Here is a 17,946-nt window from a genome sequence, read left to right on the forward strand (position 1 = left end):
TATGGAACAGCAAGAACACCACGAACCCCTCCTCCTCGTAGAAAACCTCACCCTCAAACATCAGGGCGCCGCGGCGGCCACGACCATCCTACGCGATGTCAGTCTCGAGTTGAGACGAGGTGAGATACTCGGACTGATTGGCGAGTCCGGTGCTGGAAAATCGACGCTCGGCAATGCGGTCCTCGGCCTGCTTGCGTCCGGATTTAGCCAGACCGGTGGACGCATTCTGTTCGAAGGACGCGCGATCAATGAGCTCAGCGACAAGCAGCGAATGGAGTTGAGGGGGCGCCGGATCTCGGCGATTTTCCAGGATCACACAGCCTCCCTCGACCCGCTGATGAGTGTCGGATCTCAAATCGTCGAAACGATAAAGGCGCTGGACGATGCCGTGACATCGCGACTGGCGAAGAGCCAGGCGCTCCAGCTCATGGAGCGTGTCGGGATCCCTGATCCGGCCACACGCTTCGGTCACTACCCCCACCAGTTTTCTGGTGGTCAGCGACAGCGTATTGTCATTGCCATCGCATTGGCCGGCAGGCCGGATATCATCGTTGCGGATGAACCAACCTCAGCTCTCGACGCGACGGTCCAAAAACAGATCCTTGCCCTGTTGCGAAACCTGACCGACGAAACAGGCGTCTCCCTTATCCTGGTCACGCACGATATGGGCGTGATCTCGGAGATCGCCGACAGGGTCGTGGTGATGCGTCACGGCAAGGTCGTCGAACACGGAGCAACATCCTCCATCCTCGACACGCCTGCCGAGGCGTATACGAAGGACCTCCTCGCTGCAGTTCCGCGTCTGCGTGTCGTTCCAGCCAATTCGCAGATCACCGATGGGCCTCGTTCGGTCGATCCTCAAACCAAGGTAGTGCCACAGGCTACGCTTGATCAGAACCCGATCTTGCGTGTGAAGGATGTCACCAAAATCTACGCCGGTCACAGTTTCCCCTGGCTTCGGCGTGGCCCACAATCTCCCGCCCTTCGGGATGTCTCCATCGAACTCGCGCGCGGCTCCATAACCGGCATCGTGGGTGAGAGCGGCAGCGGCAAGAGCACAATGGGACGCATCGTTGCAGGGCTGGAAACGGCCGGGCGAGGATCACTCGACCTTAATGGCAGGCAGTTCGATATTTCTCTCGCCGGCAAGAAAAATGGGCTGCTCGGTCAGGTTCAAATGATCTTCCAAGACCCGGCGATGTCTCTCAATCCGCGCATGTCGATTGGTGCCGCCCTGGAGGAAAGCGTCTGGTTCGCAAGCCGGGAAACACCGTCGGATCGACAAGATGTCGGCGAGATGATGGATCGCCTTGGGCTTCCAAGATCGCTGCTGCTGAGCTATCCGCATCAGCTTTCAGGGGGCCAGAAACAGAGAGTGTGCATTGCCCGAGCACTTCTCGCCAATCCCAGCATCATCGTTGCTGATGAACCGACCTCGGCGCTGGACGTGTCGGTCCAGGCGGACATCGTAAGGCTGCTGAAGAAAACCGTCAGCGAGCGAGGTGTCTCGATGCTGTTCATCTCTCATGACCTCGCGCTGGTGCAGGACCTTTGCAGCGAAATCTACATTTTCAAGGACGGTGTCGTCGAGGATGCCGGCAGTGCCGACTTCATCTTCTCCAAATCTCAAAACCCATACACCCGACGTCTCATCGACGCTCGTCCCGGCCGGTTTACGCATTGACGGAAGGTCGTCCCCCGATCCGATGCCAAGAATATTCAATGATCATTTCAGCAGGTTTCACGCCTGATTGCCACGCAGGAAAAGCCCAATCATGTCCAGTATCTTCACGGTTGCCGTAACAGGCCAGTCCCTTATCAAACACGACATTCGCACACTTCAGACGCCGGGGTTCAACGCCGTACGCGAGGCGCTCGCGAAATCCGACTTCGCCTTCACCAATTTTGAAAGCACCATATTCGGCAGCCATGGTGGGTGGCCGCTTAAGGGCTCGTTTTTCGGCGCCAGCCAGCCTGTCGTACTCGATACCCTTCAGGCGCTTGGCTTCCACGGTCTTTCCCTCTCGAACAATCATGCATTCGACCTGGGCTCGCCCGGCATCCTTTCGACGCTTGAGGAGGTCGAACGCCGCGGCTTCCTGCATGCCGGCATAGGCCGGAACCAGACGGCTGCGGCTCGCTCCGGCAAGGGCTCGTTCAGCGATCGCAAGGTTGCTCTCGTCGCCATGGATGGTGGCCCTGGCCCAGACTTCATGTACGCCTCGGACGCATCCGCCGACCGGCCTGAACGGCCAGGTGTCAACCGCCTGAAACTGAGCCAGATCATCGATGTGGATGATGAGGCCTTCCAACAGATTGCCGCGATCCGAGACAAGGTCGGCTATACGATGATGGATCTCGGCAATGACAGCCAGCCCGACGACAAGCCCGTCGTCGATGAAGTGTCAGAGATTGCGCTTGCTCGGGGCCTTTACAGACGCTCCGAGGGGTTCGCTCGAAACGTCAAGATCGATCAGCAGGATCTGGCAAGGAACCTTGCCGCGATCACCGCTGCGGCCGAAGACGGATGCCACGTCATCGCCTATCTCCATCACCACCATTGGGCGTCGGACTGGTACCTGGTGCCGGGCTGGGTCGGATCGGTCGCGAAGCGCTGCATTGACGCCGGCGCCACCATGTTTGTCAGCCACGGTGCTCCCGTGCTTCAGCCGGTCGAAATCTATAAGGGCAAGCCTATTTTCTACAGCCTCGGTAACTTCATCTTCCACCTTCGGCCCGGGAAGTCCAAATGGACCGCCCGCGAAATCTGGGAGAGCGTGATCGGGCGTTGCTCTTTCGATGAGAACGGGTCCCTCGCCGGAATGGAGTTTCATCCGGTTGTCATTGGTGGCAGCGAAGGGCTGAAGCAGGAAGCGCTCGATCAACGCATCGCCCCCGAAATCGCCATCGGCGAGGACGCCCAGCGGATCCTGCAACGTTTTCAAAGCCAGTGCGCAGCATTCGGCACGCAGATCAGGATCTCGGATAATGCCGGGTTCTACGATGTTGCTTGATAGTCGGCGCCAGGGAGCGGTACGGCCTGCTTTCCGGCTTGAGCTTTCGGTTCCTGTCCGCCAGCTCCGCTGTCAGTTTTCAACAGGTCTGCAGCTTTGACGTTGAGGATGCGTGCCAAGCTGTCGACCATGTCGATTGTTGCCGAAGATTGGCACCGTTCCGGTGAACTTATACAGTTCGTCGGATGTCCGCCCGGTGAGCGAGTTCTTCCTGTGAAAAGCTCGGGTCTACAGTAAGGGTGTTTTCCTCGAACGTTGACCGGGCCCTGTGCGCCGTTCCGAAAGCTACCGCTGCAGCATTGGGCGCAACAGCGGTCGTTGTGCCTTCTCAGAAATCTCGTATTCTCTTTTCGCCTGACCTTCCGAAATGAGGGAGAGGAGTAACCTATGGCTGAGGTAGATACCGAATACGCTGATTTTGTCGAATGGCGACGTGATTTGCACGCACATCCTGAGCTTCAGTTCGAAGTCCACAGAACGGCCGGATTGGTGGCAACAAAGCTCAGGGAGTTCGGCTGTGATGAAGTAGTGACAGGTGTCGGCAAGACGGGGGTCGTTGGGGTAATCCGTGGACACCGGCAAACCAGCGGAAAAGTCATCGGCTTACGTGCTGACATGGATGCCTTGCCAATCGAAGAGGAGACCGGAGCAAAGTGGGCATCGATCAATCGGGGAATCATGCATGCCTGTGGCCATGACGGACATACCGCAATGCTTTTGGGTGCCGCACGTATTCTCGCGCGAACACGCGCGTTCGACGGCACCGCGATAGTCATCTTCCAGCCAGCAGAGGAAGGTGGTGGTGGCGGCAAGGCAATGGTTGACGACGGTGTAATGGATCGCTTCAAAATCAACGAAGTCTATGCCATGCATACGGAGCCGGGATTGCCAATCGGCCAATTCACTACTGCGAGTGGCCCCCTAGCGGCATCTGCAGACGGCTTCAGGATAAAGATCGAAGGCAAAGGCGCACACGGCGCGTCGCCGCATGTCAGTGTTGACCCACTTGTCGTGGGTGGAAATATCCTTCTGGCCCTTCAGACAATCGTATCGCGCAATGTCCATCCGCGCCAATGCGCAGTCGTCACTGTCGGATGGATCAGTGGCGGCAAGGCTGGAAACGTCATTCCCCAGTCTGCTGAAATGGGGGGAACGACAAGAACCTTTGATCCGGCAACACACGATTTGATCGAAAAGCGTATAACTGAAATCGCCTCGCATGTCGCAGAAGCCTACGGCGCAACGGCTATGGTCACATACAAGCGGATGTTTCCGCCAACAGTGAACCACTCGAATGAAACTGCTTTTGCAGTCAATGTGGCGAAATCGCTCGTCGGTGCAAAGAACGTGAATGGGACCATGGAGCCGCTGATGGGATCAGAGGATTTTGCTTTCATGCTCGAAGCTCGCCCCGGCAACTTTATGCTCATAGGGAACGGAGATGGACCGTCCGTTCACGATGCCCACTTTGACTTCAACGACGAAGCGATCCCTTTTGGAGTGGCATATTTCAAGGCTCTTGTGGAGCAGGGACTGCCGTTGGAATGACCGGTTTGGGCCGAAGGTTGTCTTCCGTTCGCGCCAATAGGAGACATTGCGGCTGCCGCAGAACTCCCTATTCTGCGACGTCGCAAAAGTCAGGGATACAAACGTCGCATTAATTGGTATATTCGCGACATTGGAACGTCTCATTTGGTGGTCACTCTTAGCACCGCATAGATACGTTCGATCATGTGTCGGACTTCTGGCAAAGACCTATCCTCATCGTGTGTGACTAGCCATTGTTCATGCTCCAGCACCTCGATTGTTGGTTGTACCTGTTGCAACCCCTTTTGCGCATCACCCACGAAGGTAGGCAGAACGGCACGCGCTGCGCCCGCCAAAGCAAGGTCGAGCGCGTTGCGCGAGTTCGTGACCTCGATCGCAGGGTTATCGCCAAGCCTCTCGCCAAGCCAGCGTGCGGAAGGGGTCGTGCCCATCACCCGAGCCCAAGTCACGACATTGCTATCAACCGCATAAACCGCGAACTGCACTCGGCCGATACGCCGACCTGCGAGACCCATCTGATCAGGGCGACGGTTTCTTACACCGATTACGGCCTCCCGCCTGCCGATGTCGAGGACATGATCGGCGGCAATGAAACGTAGCAAAACGGAGGTGCCGCCGACCAAAACGGCGGCCTTCTTGCAGAGAAGGTCCGTTACCCATTGCCCCGCTGACACCTTCACGACAGAGAAGCGAAGCCGCTCGGCATCAGTGAGGGGAGCGATTCTGCTCTCGATGGCATTGACCTTGTTAGCAGATCGCGGCCTTGGTAGTTCTGCGTGGAAACCAACAGGAAAGGGGTCAGGTCATCAGTTGTAAGAGACTCGCGGCCAGTTCGTCCTTACGAAAAGGTTTTGTAAGGCGCGGGAGGTCCGGGTCGACGCCCTCGCTCTCAGCATAGCCGGAGACCAGGAGGACGGGCATGTCGGGCTTCGCGCGCCGCACTTCGCGAACCAGATCAGTCCCGCTGATGCCTGGCATCAGGTGATCGGTCACAAGAAGGTCGAAACGCTGCCCTGATCGGATCAGACGAAGCGCTTCTTCGCCAGAAGCGACTTCGACAACCACGTAACCCAGATCGCTGAGCATATCCGTCGTAACCATCCGCACAAGATCCTCGTCGTCGACTAGGAGCGCGGTCCCGCATCTCTGCGGCGGCACCTCAACCGATCCCGTCGCAGTGTCGGCGGTCTCTGGAGCTGCAGAGCTCAGCGGCAACCACAACTCGACAGTGGTCCCCAGTCCTAAGCGACTGTGGATGGTGAGTCCTCCGCCAAGCTGGGACGCGAGCCCATGCACCATTGAGAGGCCGAGACCTGTCCCCTTCCCCACACCTTTGGTCGAGAAAAATGGCTCGATCGCGCGTGCCAATGTTGCCTCGTCCATGCCCGCCCCCGTATCAGCGACTGACAAGCAGATATACCGTCCTGAGCGAAGCATGGTGCGATGGCCTAGCGAGACACTTTCCACTCCAGCCGAGATTCGCAGCGTTCCGCCGCCCTCCGCCATTGCGTCCCTCGCGTTCACTGCAAGGTTAAGGAGGGCCATTTCGACCTGGTTCGGATCGGCATTTGCAAGCGGGAGGTTTTCGGGCGTCTCGACTAGCACGTTGATTTGCGGGCCTGTGGTGGTTGCGATGAGGTCACCCATTCCGGCAACGAGCTTCGCGACATCAACAGGTACCGACTGAAGCGGCTGTCGCCGGGCGAAAGCGAGCAGCCGCTGCACAAGCGTCTTTGCACGTTCGGCCGACTGGACTGCCCCCGCTATAAGCCGTTGCTCGCGCTCATTCCCCAGACCCCTGCGCTGGAGCATGTCGAGACTTCCGACGATTGGCGTCAGCAGGTTATTGAAGTCGTGCGCTACTCCACCGGTGAGCTGGCCCATCGCCTCCATCTTTTGCGACTGACGGAGCGCCTCCTGCGCTGCTTCCAATTCAGCCTGGCGCGCTTTCTCTTCGGTCACGTCGCGCATAATCGAATAGAGCTTGCCGCCCTCTGGGACCGCGACCCAGGATAGCCAACGCCAGTCTCCACCCCGTGTCCGGTAGCGGTTGTCGAAGCGAGTAACTGGTTTTCCACGCCGCACGAGGTCATAGGCGGCGGCAGTAGCTTCTGCATCGTCGGGATGGACGAGGTGCGCATACGGCTTACCTTCAATCTCGCCCGCGGTCCAGCCAAGCGCGGCCGTCCAGGCGGGGTTGACGGTATCCAATGTTCCGTCGACAAGATCGATTACGGAGAGCAGGTCCAGGCTGTGACGCCAGATCTGATCTCGCTCTGCGCTGGTTTCCGCCACCCGCCGCTCCAAGGTGTCGTTCAGCTCGCGAAGGCGATCTTCGGCCCGAGCGCGTTCGATTGCCGCTTTTACGCGCTCGGCGACCTCGCGAAACAGGCCTTCTTCCGAGGCCGTCCATGCGCGAGGCTTGACACTCTGCATGGCCAAGAGGCTGACCCAATGCTCATCCTCGAACAGGACAACATCAAGGTAGGCTCCGACCTGCCTTGCCTGGAGGCCGGCCCGCGCGTCTTCATTGAATCTCAAATCCGTCTGAACATCGTCGACCTTGACGACCGGACACTCGTGATAGGCGCGCAACAGCTCCGGTCCGAACGCCGTGAGATCGTGTTCGCCCACGATCGATACCACGCCACGGGTGAAGTCCTGCTCGATCTTCATGATGTTGCCGAAATACTCAGCGTAGAAGACGCGGCTGAGGTTGAAGCGCTCGCCAAGTCGCTCGACCGCCAGCGAGGCGATTTCGTTTGGCGTGTTCAGCAAGCGCATCTCATCAGCCAGCGAGAGCAGGAATGCCTGTCGCGCCTCGCTCTCGCGCAAAGTTGCTTCGGCATGTCCACGCTCGATCGCGGACGCGAGCTGAGCGGCGAGCGCGTTCAGCGCCTCAAGTTCTCCCGGCGAAAAGGGTTTGCCCTTACGACCAAACGACACGGTGCCAAGCAAATCACCGCCGGCCATGAGCGGTGCACTGAAATACGTGTCGAGGCCAAACCTCTTCAGGATAACGACATGCGCCTCGTCGGAGGTCTGAATATCGGTCACGTGCATGGCTGCGCGATTGGCGGCAACTATTCCGCAAACAGTGTGGCCGAATTCGATCCGGGATGCGGCTCGCTCTTGTTCCGGCGTTAACCCCGCGGCTGCGACCAGCTTGAGAGAACCGTCGCCGCACTGGTAATGAAAAGCTACGTCGAGATCAAATTCCTCCGCAACAAGCCAAAGCAAGGCTCGAACGGCGTCGATTTGATCGTTCGCACCAAGCAAAATCGTTGACGCCTTGGCGACAAGTGACAGGCGTCGGGCATGCTTCTCGGCCCGCGCTCGCTCGGCCTGCGCGGTAATTTCCGATCGCTTGAGCTCGAGCCGCGCCATGGTTTGCTTGGCGAGCACCTGGAGCGCGCGCTTCTGCCGTTCGCTGATACCCTGCGGCCGGCTCTTCCTGTCAAGGACGCAAACCGTGCCGAGCGGTAGGCCGTCGGGCGTCTCCAGAACCGCGCCTGCATAGAAACGCAGTCCGTCGGCGACATGGATCAGCGAATTGCCTTGGAAGCGCTTGTCCTGCGTGAGGTCCGACACGACGAGAACGCCCGACTGCAAGATTGCGTGCCGGCAGATGGACACGTCAAGCGGGAGGATCTCCGTCCCGACGCCAACCTCCGCCTTGAACCATTGGCGATCGGCAGCGATGAAGTTGACGACGGCGATGGGTGCTTCGAGGATGTCCGCAGCCAGCTCGGCTATATCATCGAAGGCGTCTTCCCGGCCACTGTCAAGTATTCCGTAGCGCTCAAGCGCGGCTAGACGGTTCGCCTCATCCCATTCCGGTGCCCTATGATCCAGATCGAGGCCGAGCGTGAACTCAAGCATGGGAAGAAGCCCTCCAGTGCTGCTATTCTGGAATGCGCCTCTGGGTAATGCTGAAGCAGACGGCAGAACGCTATTCAGTTGTCGATAAGCCAATCGGCTCCTTCGAAGCAAACCATTAAACGCTAAGTTCGATTATTACCAGAGACGTAAGACGCCATAACGATCTGCTGTTTCGCCACCGTACGCCCTATCGGACGCTTTAATCGCAAATGACCAGTGCACCCGCATGGTCGATGGAAGGAGGTCTCAGTCTCAGTCATGTCCGTTCGCAGAGATAGGTGACGCATTGTACCGGAGACATGGGTAACACTTTTCGTTTTGCGGGAGGTGTTGATGCCGTGGAGAGAGACTTCGGTCATGGAAGAACGTCTGCGCTTTGTCGCCCGTCTTCTGGAGGGTGAAGGAATGAGCGATGTGTGCCGGGAGTTCGGCATCTCGCGCAAGACCGGCTACAAGATCTTCAACCGATACAAGGATGAGGGGCTGGAGGCCCTGACGGATCGGTCGCGGCGTCCGGTTCGCTATGCCAATCAACTCCCGGCTCAGATCGAGACTCAGATCGTGTCTTCGAAGAAGAGCAAGCCGCATCGGGGAGCGCGCAAGATTCGGGAGTTGCTGGTCCGCAAGCTCGCCGGCGACATGCGCATCCCTTCGACGAGCACGGTGCATGCCATCCTCGATCGCCACGGCCTGGTCACCCATGCCCGCCATCGTCATCGCAACAAGGCAGAAGGCACTGGCCATGAAGAGCCCGGCAGACGTCTATTGTGCATCGACAAAAGCCTCTACGGGCCTGCCGGATATCGAATACCCTTCCGCGACAGGGACGCGCTGGTCACCAATTGCGGACGCATCTGCATTTATCGAAAGAAGATCAACATATCGATCGTCATGGCAGGGCAGAAACTGGGAATAAAAGAAGTCGATGACGGCATTTGGCTTGTCAGCTTCATGCAGTATGATCTCGGATATATCGACCTGGAACAGAAAACACTGCAAACAATCGACAACCCGTTCGGCACGAGGTTGTCACCCATGTCTTAGGTACAAAATGCTACCTATGTCTTCGGTATGGACAGAGGTTATTCCCTCGGAGAACCCAGCTCGCACGATGATCGCGATCCGCAAACCATCCGGGGTGGTGGTCAGCATCGTGCCATGGAATGCTCCGGCACTTCTCGTCGGTGCATCTGTGCCAGCGGCACTTGTTCTGGGCAACACTGTCGTCATCAAAGCATCTGAACAGACACCTCGTACCCACTGCCTGGTGGCGGCTTGTTTCGTTGACGCGGGCTTTCCTTCAGGCGTGGTGAACCTCATCGCGAACGCCCCCGAGAACGCCAGTGGCTTCGTGGAGGCTCTGATCGCCCACCCCAGCGCGCGCCGCATTCACTTCACGGGATCGACGCGCATTGGCCGCATCATTGCTGAGAAGGCCGGGACCTACCTCAAGCGCACCGTGCTCGAACTTGGCGGCAAAGCACCAGTCACCCCCACCATGCGGGTCTACCGAGAGGTTCGGAATTCACCATCATCGATAAAACCGGCCATATGATCCCATTAGAAGCGCCAGACACACTTGCGACGACCATCGAAAGATGGCTCCGAACTGTCGAAGGCTGATGACTACTTGTGGCCCGTCTGCGTCATGACGGCCTCCGGCCCGAAGCTGACAAAAGGTAGCGCAAAGCGAAAGACCGAAACGCATCTAAGCGAGCGAAGAACTGATCACCTGCCCATCAATTCCATGGTGAAGTTCTGCTGCTTCCGTTCGGCTTCGGAGGTTATCATACTCGCCGCCGATGACGAGGCATGGGCATTTAATTCCTGCAAGTGAGGTCCGTTTGTCGAGGCGGTTGATCAGAGATTGTCGACGGAAGACTTCACCTCCAAGTCGTTGAGCCATCGATTTGATTCGCGGCGTGCCCGCAAATGAACTCTATGAGAAATTCGGATTCAAGCCGACTGCTCCGCGGTCCGTCCGGATGTCATATCTCGTGAAAAGGTAACCGTATGCGCTTTCGCTTTTGTGAACCTAAGCCGCCGGCGTGCTGGAGTGGCTTTTAGTGGTTGTTTAGCCATCCCCTCCAAAAACTTCGCTACTCATTTGATCATGCGCGAAACTCAGATTGCCAACGACTACGGAGAAAGAATGCTCTAAGTCGTCGTGTTCTTTGCGGCGATAAAACGCAATAGGGGCGGTCGTGTCAGTACTGGCGAGCTAATCCAGCAGCCTGGCGAAGAATTCATGTTGATCTAGGCGCGGGGGGGTACTGCCAACCCTAACCCTTCCGCTTGGCTGGCCTAACACCATCACCCGGCCCCGCCGAGGTGGTAGGTGGATCTATCTCTTGGTTTGTCGGCTCTGCTGTTAATCGGCCATTCCGGTATCTCGGGGCTTTTTTGCTTATTGAATTACCCGTCATCTTACCGACTTCACAATGGCCGCCCACCGAATTTCCGAAAGTCGATTTACTTTTGTAATCATTTAATGCAGTTTGCGTGCAGCTCGGAGGAGCTTGCTAGTCAGTGGAGGATGACGACATGCGAAAGCTGCTTAAAATTTGTTTCGCTGCGACAATGGCCATTTCGGCCGTGGGCGTAGTCTCTAATGTGAATGCCCAGAGTCTGGAGCTCAACATCATGGCCCCGGCAGGGGCAGGTGGTGGCTGGGATTCCGCCGCACGCTCGTTGCAAGAAGTCATGATGGCGACCGGAGCTGCAAAAAGCGTCCAAGTCGTCAACGTCCCAGGCGCTGGTGGCACCGTTGGCCTTGCCCAGTTCATTGGTTCTGCCAAGGGCAGCCCGAACCAATTGCTGGTCGCTGGCATCACTCTTGTTGGGGCGAGCATCTCCAACAATTCGCCTGTCGACCTCACAAAAGTTACGCCTGTCGCCCGTCTGACTGGCGATCCGCTGGTCATCGTCGTTCCCAAGGATTCGCCGATCAAGACGATCGCCGATCTCCAGGCTCAGATCAAAAGCGACGTCGCTAAGACGATCTGGGTTGGTGGCTCGGCAGGCGGCGCGGACCATATTCTTGCCGCTCTGGTCACGAAGGAATCGGGCGCTGATCCTGCGCAGGTCAATTATGTTGCCTATTCCGGCGGTGGCGAGTCTCTCGCGGCAATGCTGGGCGGTCAGGCCACTGCAGGTGTCTCCGGTTACGGCGAATGGCAAGGTCAGATTGAGTCAGGCGATCTCCGCGCTCTTGCCATCTCATACCCTGAGCCGATCGAGGGCATCGAAGCCAAGCCGTTGAAGGCACAGGGCCTCAATATTGAGCTCGTAAACTGGCGCGGTGTATTTGCTGGCCCTCGTGTTGAGGGCGCAGATCTCGATGCACTCAAGGCCGCTGTTGAGAAGACGGTCAAGTCCGAGCAATGGCAGGCCGTACTCAAGACCCGCGGTTGGGCCGACTACTATGCGCCGTCCGACGAATTCCAGGCCTTCATTGGCTCGGAAACAGAGCGCGTCCATGAAGTGCTGAAGTCGATTGGACTGGCAAACTGATCCTATCAGGGCGGAAAGCGGCTTGACGTCGCTTTCCGCACACGAGGAAAATCATGACATCGAAGACACCATCTATTGCTAACCGCCCTGCGGCGGTCGTGGCGATCGTTCTGCTTGCGATCGCTTTCATAACCTACTGGGATGCGTCGCAGATGAAGGTGCGGGCAACCTACGGCATGGGTGCAAACGCTGCGTCCTATTTCGTCGCCGTGCTGTTTCTGGTCTTGGCAATTGGCCACCTGTTTAGCGCATTCCGTCCCACGGACATCGAACAGGAAGCTGTCGATTGGAAGGCCGTGGGATGGATTGGTTTGGCGCTCACCGGATTGGTTGGCTCCATATGGATGGGCGGTGGCTTCATCCTGGGTTCGACCTTGCTGTTCGCGCTTACCGCCAGAGGTTTCGGGCGACGGGCCCTCCTAAAGGACATCTGTCTCGGGGCTGTCATCGGCGTACTGATTTTTCTGATGTTCAACAAGCTTTTGACGCTCGCGCTCCCGCAGGGTCCGCTTGAGCGACTGCTCTGAGGTGCCGAGATGGATTCCCTGTTTTTCCTATTCCAAGGGTTTGCGACGGCAATTGAACCTGCGAACCTGATCTATGCAGCCGTAGGTGTCATCATCGGAACCGCGGTCGGCGTTTTGCCGGGTATCGGCCCAGCATTGACGGTAGCTCTGCTATTGCCAGTTACGTTCAAACTCGATCCCGGTGGCTCCATCATCATGTTCGCAGGGATCTATTACGGCGGCATGTACGGTGGCTCGACAACAGCGATCCTGCTGAACACCCCAGGGGAAAGTGCATCTGTCGTCACGGCGCTTGAAGGCAACCAGATGGCGAGATCAGGGCGGGGTGGTCCGGCACTGGCGACCGCCGCCATCGGATCGTTTGTCGCGGCTTTAATTGCCACCGTCGGACTGGCATTCCTTGCGCCTATCCTTGTCAAAGTCGCGGTCAAGTTTGGTCCCTGGGACTACTTCGGGTTGATGTTGATCGCCTTTGTCACGGTCTCGGCCACCTTTGGCTCGTCACCGCTTCGTGGTCTGACTAGTCTCGCGTTCGGCTTGTGGCTTGGCCTGATGGGCATCGATCAGCTGACCGGTCAGGCACGCTTGACGTTTGGCGTGCCTGAGCTTCTTGACGGCGTTGAGGTCACTACGCTGGCCGTTGGACTGTTCGCAATCGGTGAAGCACTGCTGGTCGCATCCAGGCATCTGTTCAAGCCGGAAAAGCCAATGCCCGTCAAAGGCTCGATCTGGATGACAAAGGAAGACTGGAACCGTTCTTGGAAGCCTTGGCTGCGTGGAACCGTACTAGGCTTCCCGATTGGAGCCCTCCCAGCGGGTGGCGCGGAAATTCCGACATTCCTGAGCTATAACGTCGAACGAAAGCTTTCAAAGAAGCCGGAGGAGTTCGGTCACGGTGCTATCGAGGGTGTTGCGGGTCCCGAGGCCGCCAACAACGCATCTGCCGCGGGTACGCTCGTCCCATTGCTCACATTGGGGCTTCCGACTTCAGCGACCGCGGCCGTCATGCTGGCAGGATTCCAGCAGTATAACATCCAGCCAGGCCCATTGCTGTTCACCCAACATGCCGACCTGGTGTGGGGGCTGGTGGCTAGCCTGTTCATCGCTAACGTCATGCTTCTGGTGCTAAACCTGCCGCTGGTCGGCCTTTGGGTAAGGTTGCTGGCCATCCCGCTTCCATGGCTTTACGCAGGCATTCTGGTCTTCGCCTCGATGGGAACAATTGCCGCCAATCCATCGGTCGTCGAACTGCTGCTTCTGACTGGGTTCGGTGTCGTCGGGTTCCTCATGAGGAAGTTCGACTACCCAATTGCGCCAGCGGTCGTAGGCTTGATCCTTGGGCCACTTGCAGATAGTGCCCTCCGCCGTTCGATGCAGATGAGTCTTGGTGACCCTATGATCCTGCTCCAGCATCCCAGCTCTGCCATTATGATTGGTGTTGCAGTCGTGGCCCTGGTTGCCCCGTTCATCTTCCGCGGATTGTCCAAGTTCCAGCAGGACGAGGATTGAGAGTTGTCGGCAGCCTTCTCGGCTGCCGACTGTTGCACCAGTCGTGGCGATGATACTAGAACGGAGATTATCAACGAGCAGGTTCCATGCCCCGCAAAAGCCTAACTCCACAGATCACCGGAAACATACTCGACTACGTGAAGGCAAACGAGTTGGAGAAGGGCGATCATTTGCCGTTGCAGATGTTTGCAGACGCGTTTCGTGTTTCTCGAGCACCGATTATGAGCGCGTTGAAGCTCCTCGAGATCCAAGGTGTGGTGAAAGCAGAGTCTAATCGTGGCTATTTTCTTGCCGTCGACCCTCGGGATCTGGGGGCTGCCGAGCCAGTCAATAGCGCCGATGATGAGGGAGATGATCCCATCTATTTCCGCATCGCGGAGGATCGCGTCTCAGGGAAGCTGGAAGATCGTGTCAGCGAGAACGAGCTTATGCGGTTCTACGACTTGCCGCGGACAAGGTTGCTAAGGGTTCTTCGTCGTATCTCCGAAGAGGGATGGATGGAGCGCCTTCCCGGGAACGGTTGGGCATTTACTCCGGCTCTGACATCGAAAAAGAGCTACGAAGACGGCTATGCGTTTCGGGCAATAATCGAGCAGCAGGCAATGCTTCTTCCGACGTTCGAGCTGAATATCGAGGGGGTCAAACGTGCTCGCGATGTCCAGACGAGATTGCGAGATGGTGGCTTTGAAACGTGGTCTCGCGCAGAAATCTTCCGTGCGAATAACGAGTTTCACGAAATGCTCGTTGCTTGCTCGCAGAATGAATTCTTCCTGGAATCTCTGAGGCGCATCAATCGCCTGCGCCGCCTGATCGAATACCACATCACCATCGACCGGAGCCGTTTGCCGAAGCAAACGGTTGAACACCTGCAGATCCTTGATCTGCTTGAGGATGGTCGTCGTAACGAGGCGGCTGCGTTTCTCTACACCCACATCATGGGTGCTGGTCGGATCAAGACCCCAAAGATCTGATCTATAGCGGCCGCCAGTGCTTTTGAGGCCTCACGACATTTGCGCTTAGCTTCACTGCGCTACGTTTCATACGGATATAATGCGAAATATGTCGTCTCACGTGAATTAAAATTGCATTTTATAAACACAATATGTAGATAGGTGGTACCTTCGGAGGAGGCTTCGTTCGCTATTGGACATTGAGGTAAATCGCATGCCTGCCAAGACAGATATTAACGGCGTCAGCTACGCCATCATCGATCTTCCCCGCGAAGCAGGCGAGCATCTAGCAATGATGCCATATATCCACCGCATCTTGCTCGAGAACGTACTCAGGACGGCAGGTGATGATGCTTCTCGTGCGAAAGCCGCCATGATCGAATGGCTGGAAACGGGGCAGAGCGATGTCGAGATTCCATTCCTGCCGAACCGCGTATTGATGCACGACACCACCTGCGGACCAGCGCTGGTGGACATAGCCGGAATGAGGTCGGCTTTGGCGGAAGCGGGAGGCGATCCGGCGCTTTTGAACCCCGTCGTGCCCGTCGATGTCTCCACCGATCACTCCGTGGCGGTCGACGCATTCGGGACGTCAGCGGCCCTACTCAGTAATATGTCGCGTGAATACGAGCGAAATGCAGAGCGCTACAGCTTCATGAAATGGGCGACGAACACGCTCTCTGATTTTCGGGTGCATCCACCCGGCACGGGCATCATGCACACGCTTAACCTTGAACGCCTCGCGACTGTCGCCACAATGTTGAACCGCGATGGTAATCGCTGGGCGGTTCCTGACACGCTGATCGGAACAGACAGCCACACCCCTATGATCAATGGGATCGGGGTCTTGGCGTGGGGCGTCGGCGGACTTGAGGCGGAAAGCGTCTTCTTCGGGATGCCTGTCGCGCTTCGCGTTCCCGAGGTGGTCGGCGTGCGATTGACGGGGAAGATGAGGGATGGCGTCCTCGCCACAGACCTTGCCTTGGTCGTCACCCATCTGCTTCGTCAGGTTGATCTTCAAGACAAGTTCGTCGAATTCTTTGGTCCTGGCGTTTCAAATCTCACGGCTGGAGATCGTGCTGTCGTAGCGAACATGACGCCCGAGTTTGGAGCCAACAGTGGCTATTTCCCGATTGATCAGCAGTCCATCGGCTACCTGACGAGTACGGGACGCTCGCATGAACACGCTTCTTTCGTTGAGGCCTATGCGAAGCGCGTCGGCATCTGGTTCGATCCTGATGTTGATCCTCGTTACACGTCTGTTCTTGAGCTTGATCTTGCCACCGTAGAACCAAGCCTGGCTGGCCCCCGGCGGCCGCAGGATCGAATAGCCGTTAGTGAAACGCGCAGCGCCATAGCGGGCATGATAAAGTCCGAAGGGGCAAATGTCGTTGAAGGGCAGCCGAACGATGGTGCGGTTGCCATCGCCGCTATAACGAGCTGTACCAACACGTCCGATCCACGCCTGATGATCGCTGCGGGACTTCTGGCCAGAAAAGCCAATGCCTACGGGCTGCGTCCGCCACACTGGGTTAAGACATCGACCGCCCCTGGTTCGCCGACTGCGGAGCGATATTTGGTCCGTGCTGGATTGCTGAGTGATCTGGAGGCCATTGGATTTGGGATCGTTGGATATGGTTGCACGACTTGCATCGGCAATTCGGGTCCGCTGACGGAGCCTGTCGCGAATGCAATGGCGGAACGGAGGATCGTCCCCGTGGCGGTCCTCTCCGGAAATCGTAACTTTCCTGGACGTGTTCATCCGCAGCTTGAAGCGGGATTTCTTGCGTCACCGCCGATGGTCGTCGCGTTCGCGCTGGCTGGTACCGTCGAGCTCGACATCATGGTCGATCCAATCGGTGTTTCTGCCGATGGCGAGGCCGTAACTCTTGCCATGATCTGGCCAAGCGCCAAGGAAATCGATGACGCCCTGGCCATTGCCTCCAGCATCGAGGACTTTGCGCCCGCTTATGACGCCGCCGAGGCGAGCAGGGCTTGGAAGGAGCTTCCTGCGCCGACGACCACGCTCTTTCCTTGGGATGACAAGTCGACCTATATCCGCCGACCACCTTTCGCCAGTTTTGGCAGTGGAACCAGGTTGGGGAGTTACGAGGCGACACCGATCCTGGCAGTTGGCGATGACATCACCACCGACCACATATCTCCTGCAGGGGCTATCCCCGCGAAGGCCCAGGCGGGAAAGCACCTTGTCGAGCGCGGGGAGAACCCCCTGGACCTCAATGTCTTCTCATCGAGGCGTGGCAATTGGGAGGTCATGATCCGGGGGCTGTTCACCAACAAGACGGTTCGCAACCTGCTTGCTTCTAATATTCCGCCGGGATCTACGGTACATGCGGAGACCCGAGATGTGTTACCACTGTGGGATGCGGCTCAACGCTACCAAGCTGAGGGAAAATCGGTGGTCGTTGTCGCAGGCGAGCGCTACGGGATGGGTTCTTCACGTGACTGGGCGGCAAAGGGAGTTGCTCTACTAGGTGTTCGCGCAGTGCTGGCGTCCAGCTTCGAGCGGATCCACCGCTGGAACTTGATCGGCATGGGCGTCCTGCCATTGCGCCTTCCAGAAACGCTGAACGTCGAAAGTCTTGCCCTAACAGTTGAAGACGTCTTGGTCATCAAGGCGGATCCAGTTTCGATTTCGCCTCGGTGCCCGATCGAAGTTGTAATCAAGCGGGCCAATGGTGAGGCGACTTCAATTCAGGCCACTGCCGCGATCGAGACTGGTGCTGAGATCAAGATTTTGAACGCTGGTGGTGTGTTGCCGCTTATCCTGTCTGGCCTTGTCTCAGCAGGTAACAGCAGCAAAACTGCGGTGTGATACGGCGGTTGGAAGATGACCGCAAAGCGCCAAAAACTCCCGGCGTACAAGAAGAAGTTTTTCGCCTCCGTTGATTTCGGATTCAACGGCTTAGAATTTGAGGTTGGCGTTCCGAAGCCTTAATTTGCCGTCAGGCCGGATCGGCGCTATATTTAAGTCATAGGAGA

The 17,946-nt window shown here is 57.5% G+C and carries 12 protein-coding genes; 10 read left to right on the forward strand and 2 right to left on the reverse strand.

The genetic code is table 11. The annotated features are described in order from the left end of the window. Position 1 precedes the first annotated feature (1 nt). The 3 genes from JNB91_RS16045 (at position 2) to JNB91_RS16055 (ending at position 4,562) form a co-directional block, all read left to right on the forward strand. Entirely contained in the window at positions 2–1,684 is a 1,683-nt protein-coding gene (locus JNB91_RS16045) for a dipeptide ABC transporter ATP-binding protein (RefSeq protein WP_220326523.1), read from the forward strand. Positions 1,685–1,775: 91 nt separating this feature from the next. Continuing rightward, a complete protein-coding gene (locus JNB91_RS16050) occupies positions 1,776–3,014 on the forward strand; it encodes a CapA family protein (RefSeq protein ID WP_220326524.1) in 1,239 nt (412 codons plus the stop codon). A 387-nt stretch (positions 3,015–3,401) separates the two neighbouring features. Further along, complete coding sequence (locus tag JNB91_RS16055) at positions 3,402–4,562, forward strand: M20 aminoacylase family protein (RefSeq protein ID WP_220326525.1); 1,161 nt, start codon at positions 3,402–3,404, stop codon at positions 4,560–4,562. Positions 4,563–4,702: 140 nt separating this feature from the next. On the opposite strand, the gene JNB91_RS16060 is transcribed toward JNB91_RS16055, so the two are convergent. Further along, positions 4,703–5,242, reverse strand: a complete 540-nt coding sequence (locus tag JNB91_RS16060; RefSeq protein ID WP_220326526.1) for a hypothetical protein — start codon at positions 5,240–5,242, stop codon at positions 4,703–4,705. 118 nt (positions 5,243–5,360) lie between these two features. Beyond that, positions 5,361–8,444: a GAF domain-containing protein gene (locus JNB91_RS16065; protein ID WP_220326527.1), complete on the reverse strand. Its 3,084-nt coding sequence runs from the start codon at positions 8,442–8,444 to the stop codon at positions 5,361–5,363. Between the two features lie 333 nt (positions 8,445–8,777). Here JNB91_RS16065 and JNB91_RS16070 point away from each other — a divergent pair, with 333 nt between their 5' ends. The 7 genes from JNB91_RS16070 (at position 8,778) to acnA (ending at position 17,779) form a co-directional block, all read left to right on the forward strand. Continuing rightward, the gene (locus JNB91_RS16070) at positions 8,778–9,488 is read left to right on the forward strand and encodes a helix-turn-helix domain-containing protein (RefSeq protein WP_220326528.1); all 711 of its coding nucleotides are present in this window, start codon (positions 8,778–8,780) and stop codon (positions 9,486–9,488) included. After that, positions 9,403–9,999 (forward strand): aldehyde dehydrogenase family protein, encoded by a 597-nt coding sequence (locus JNB91_RS16075; protein ID WP_223218206.1) that lies wholly within the window; start codon positions 9,403–9,405, stop codon positions 9,997–9,999. The genes JNB91_RS16070 and JNB91_RS16075 overlap by 86 nt, the downstream gene beginning before the upstream one ends. A 1,025-nt stretch (positions 10,000–11,024) precedes the next feature. Further along, a complete protein-coding gene (locus tag JNB91_RS16080) occupies positions 11,025–11,957 on the forward strand; it encodes a Bug family tripartite tricarboxylate transporter substrate binding protein (RefSeq protein ID WP_223218213.1) in 933 nt (310 codons plus the stop codon). A 53-nt stretch (positions 11,958–12,010) separates the two neighbouring features. Next, positions 12,011–12,484: a tripartite tricarboxylate transporter TctB family protein gene (locus JNB91_RS16085; protein WP_220326530.1), complete on the forward strand. Its 474-nt coding sequence runs from the start codon at positions 12,011–12,013 to the stop codon at positions 12,482–12,484. 9 nt (positions 12,485–12,493) lie between these two features. Next, positions 12,494–13,993, forward strand: coding sequence for a tripartite tricarboxylate transporter permease (locus JNB91_RS16090; RefSeq protein WP_220326531.1), 1,500 nt, complete (start codon positions 12,494–12,496; stop codon positions 13,991–13,993). Between the two features lie 86 nt (positions 13,994–14,079). Next, the gene (locus JNB91_RS16095; protein ID WP_220326532.1) at positions 14,080–14,964 is read left to right on the forward strand and encodes a GntR family transcriptional regulator; all 885 of its coding nucleotides are present in this window, start codon (positions 14,080–14,082) and stop codon (positions 14,962–14,964) included. A gap of 193 nt (positions 14,965–15,157) precedes the next feature. Further along, complete coding sequence (gene acnA / locus JNB91_RS16100) at positions 15,158–17,779, forward strand: aconitate hydratase AcnA (protein ID WP_220326533.1); 2,622 nt, start codon at positions 15,158–15,160, stop codon at positions 17,777–17,779. The last annotated feature ends 167 nt before the right edge of the window (positions 17,780–17,946 follow it).

Source organism: Aliirhizobium wenxiniae, from assembly GCF_019511445.1.
GTDB classification, from domain to species: Bacteria; Pseudomonadota; Alphaproteobacteria; order Rhizobiales; family Rhizobiaceae; genus Neorhizobium; species Neorhizobium wenxiniae_A.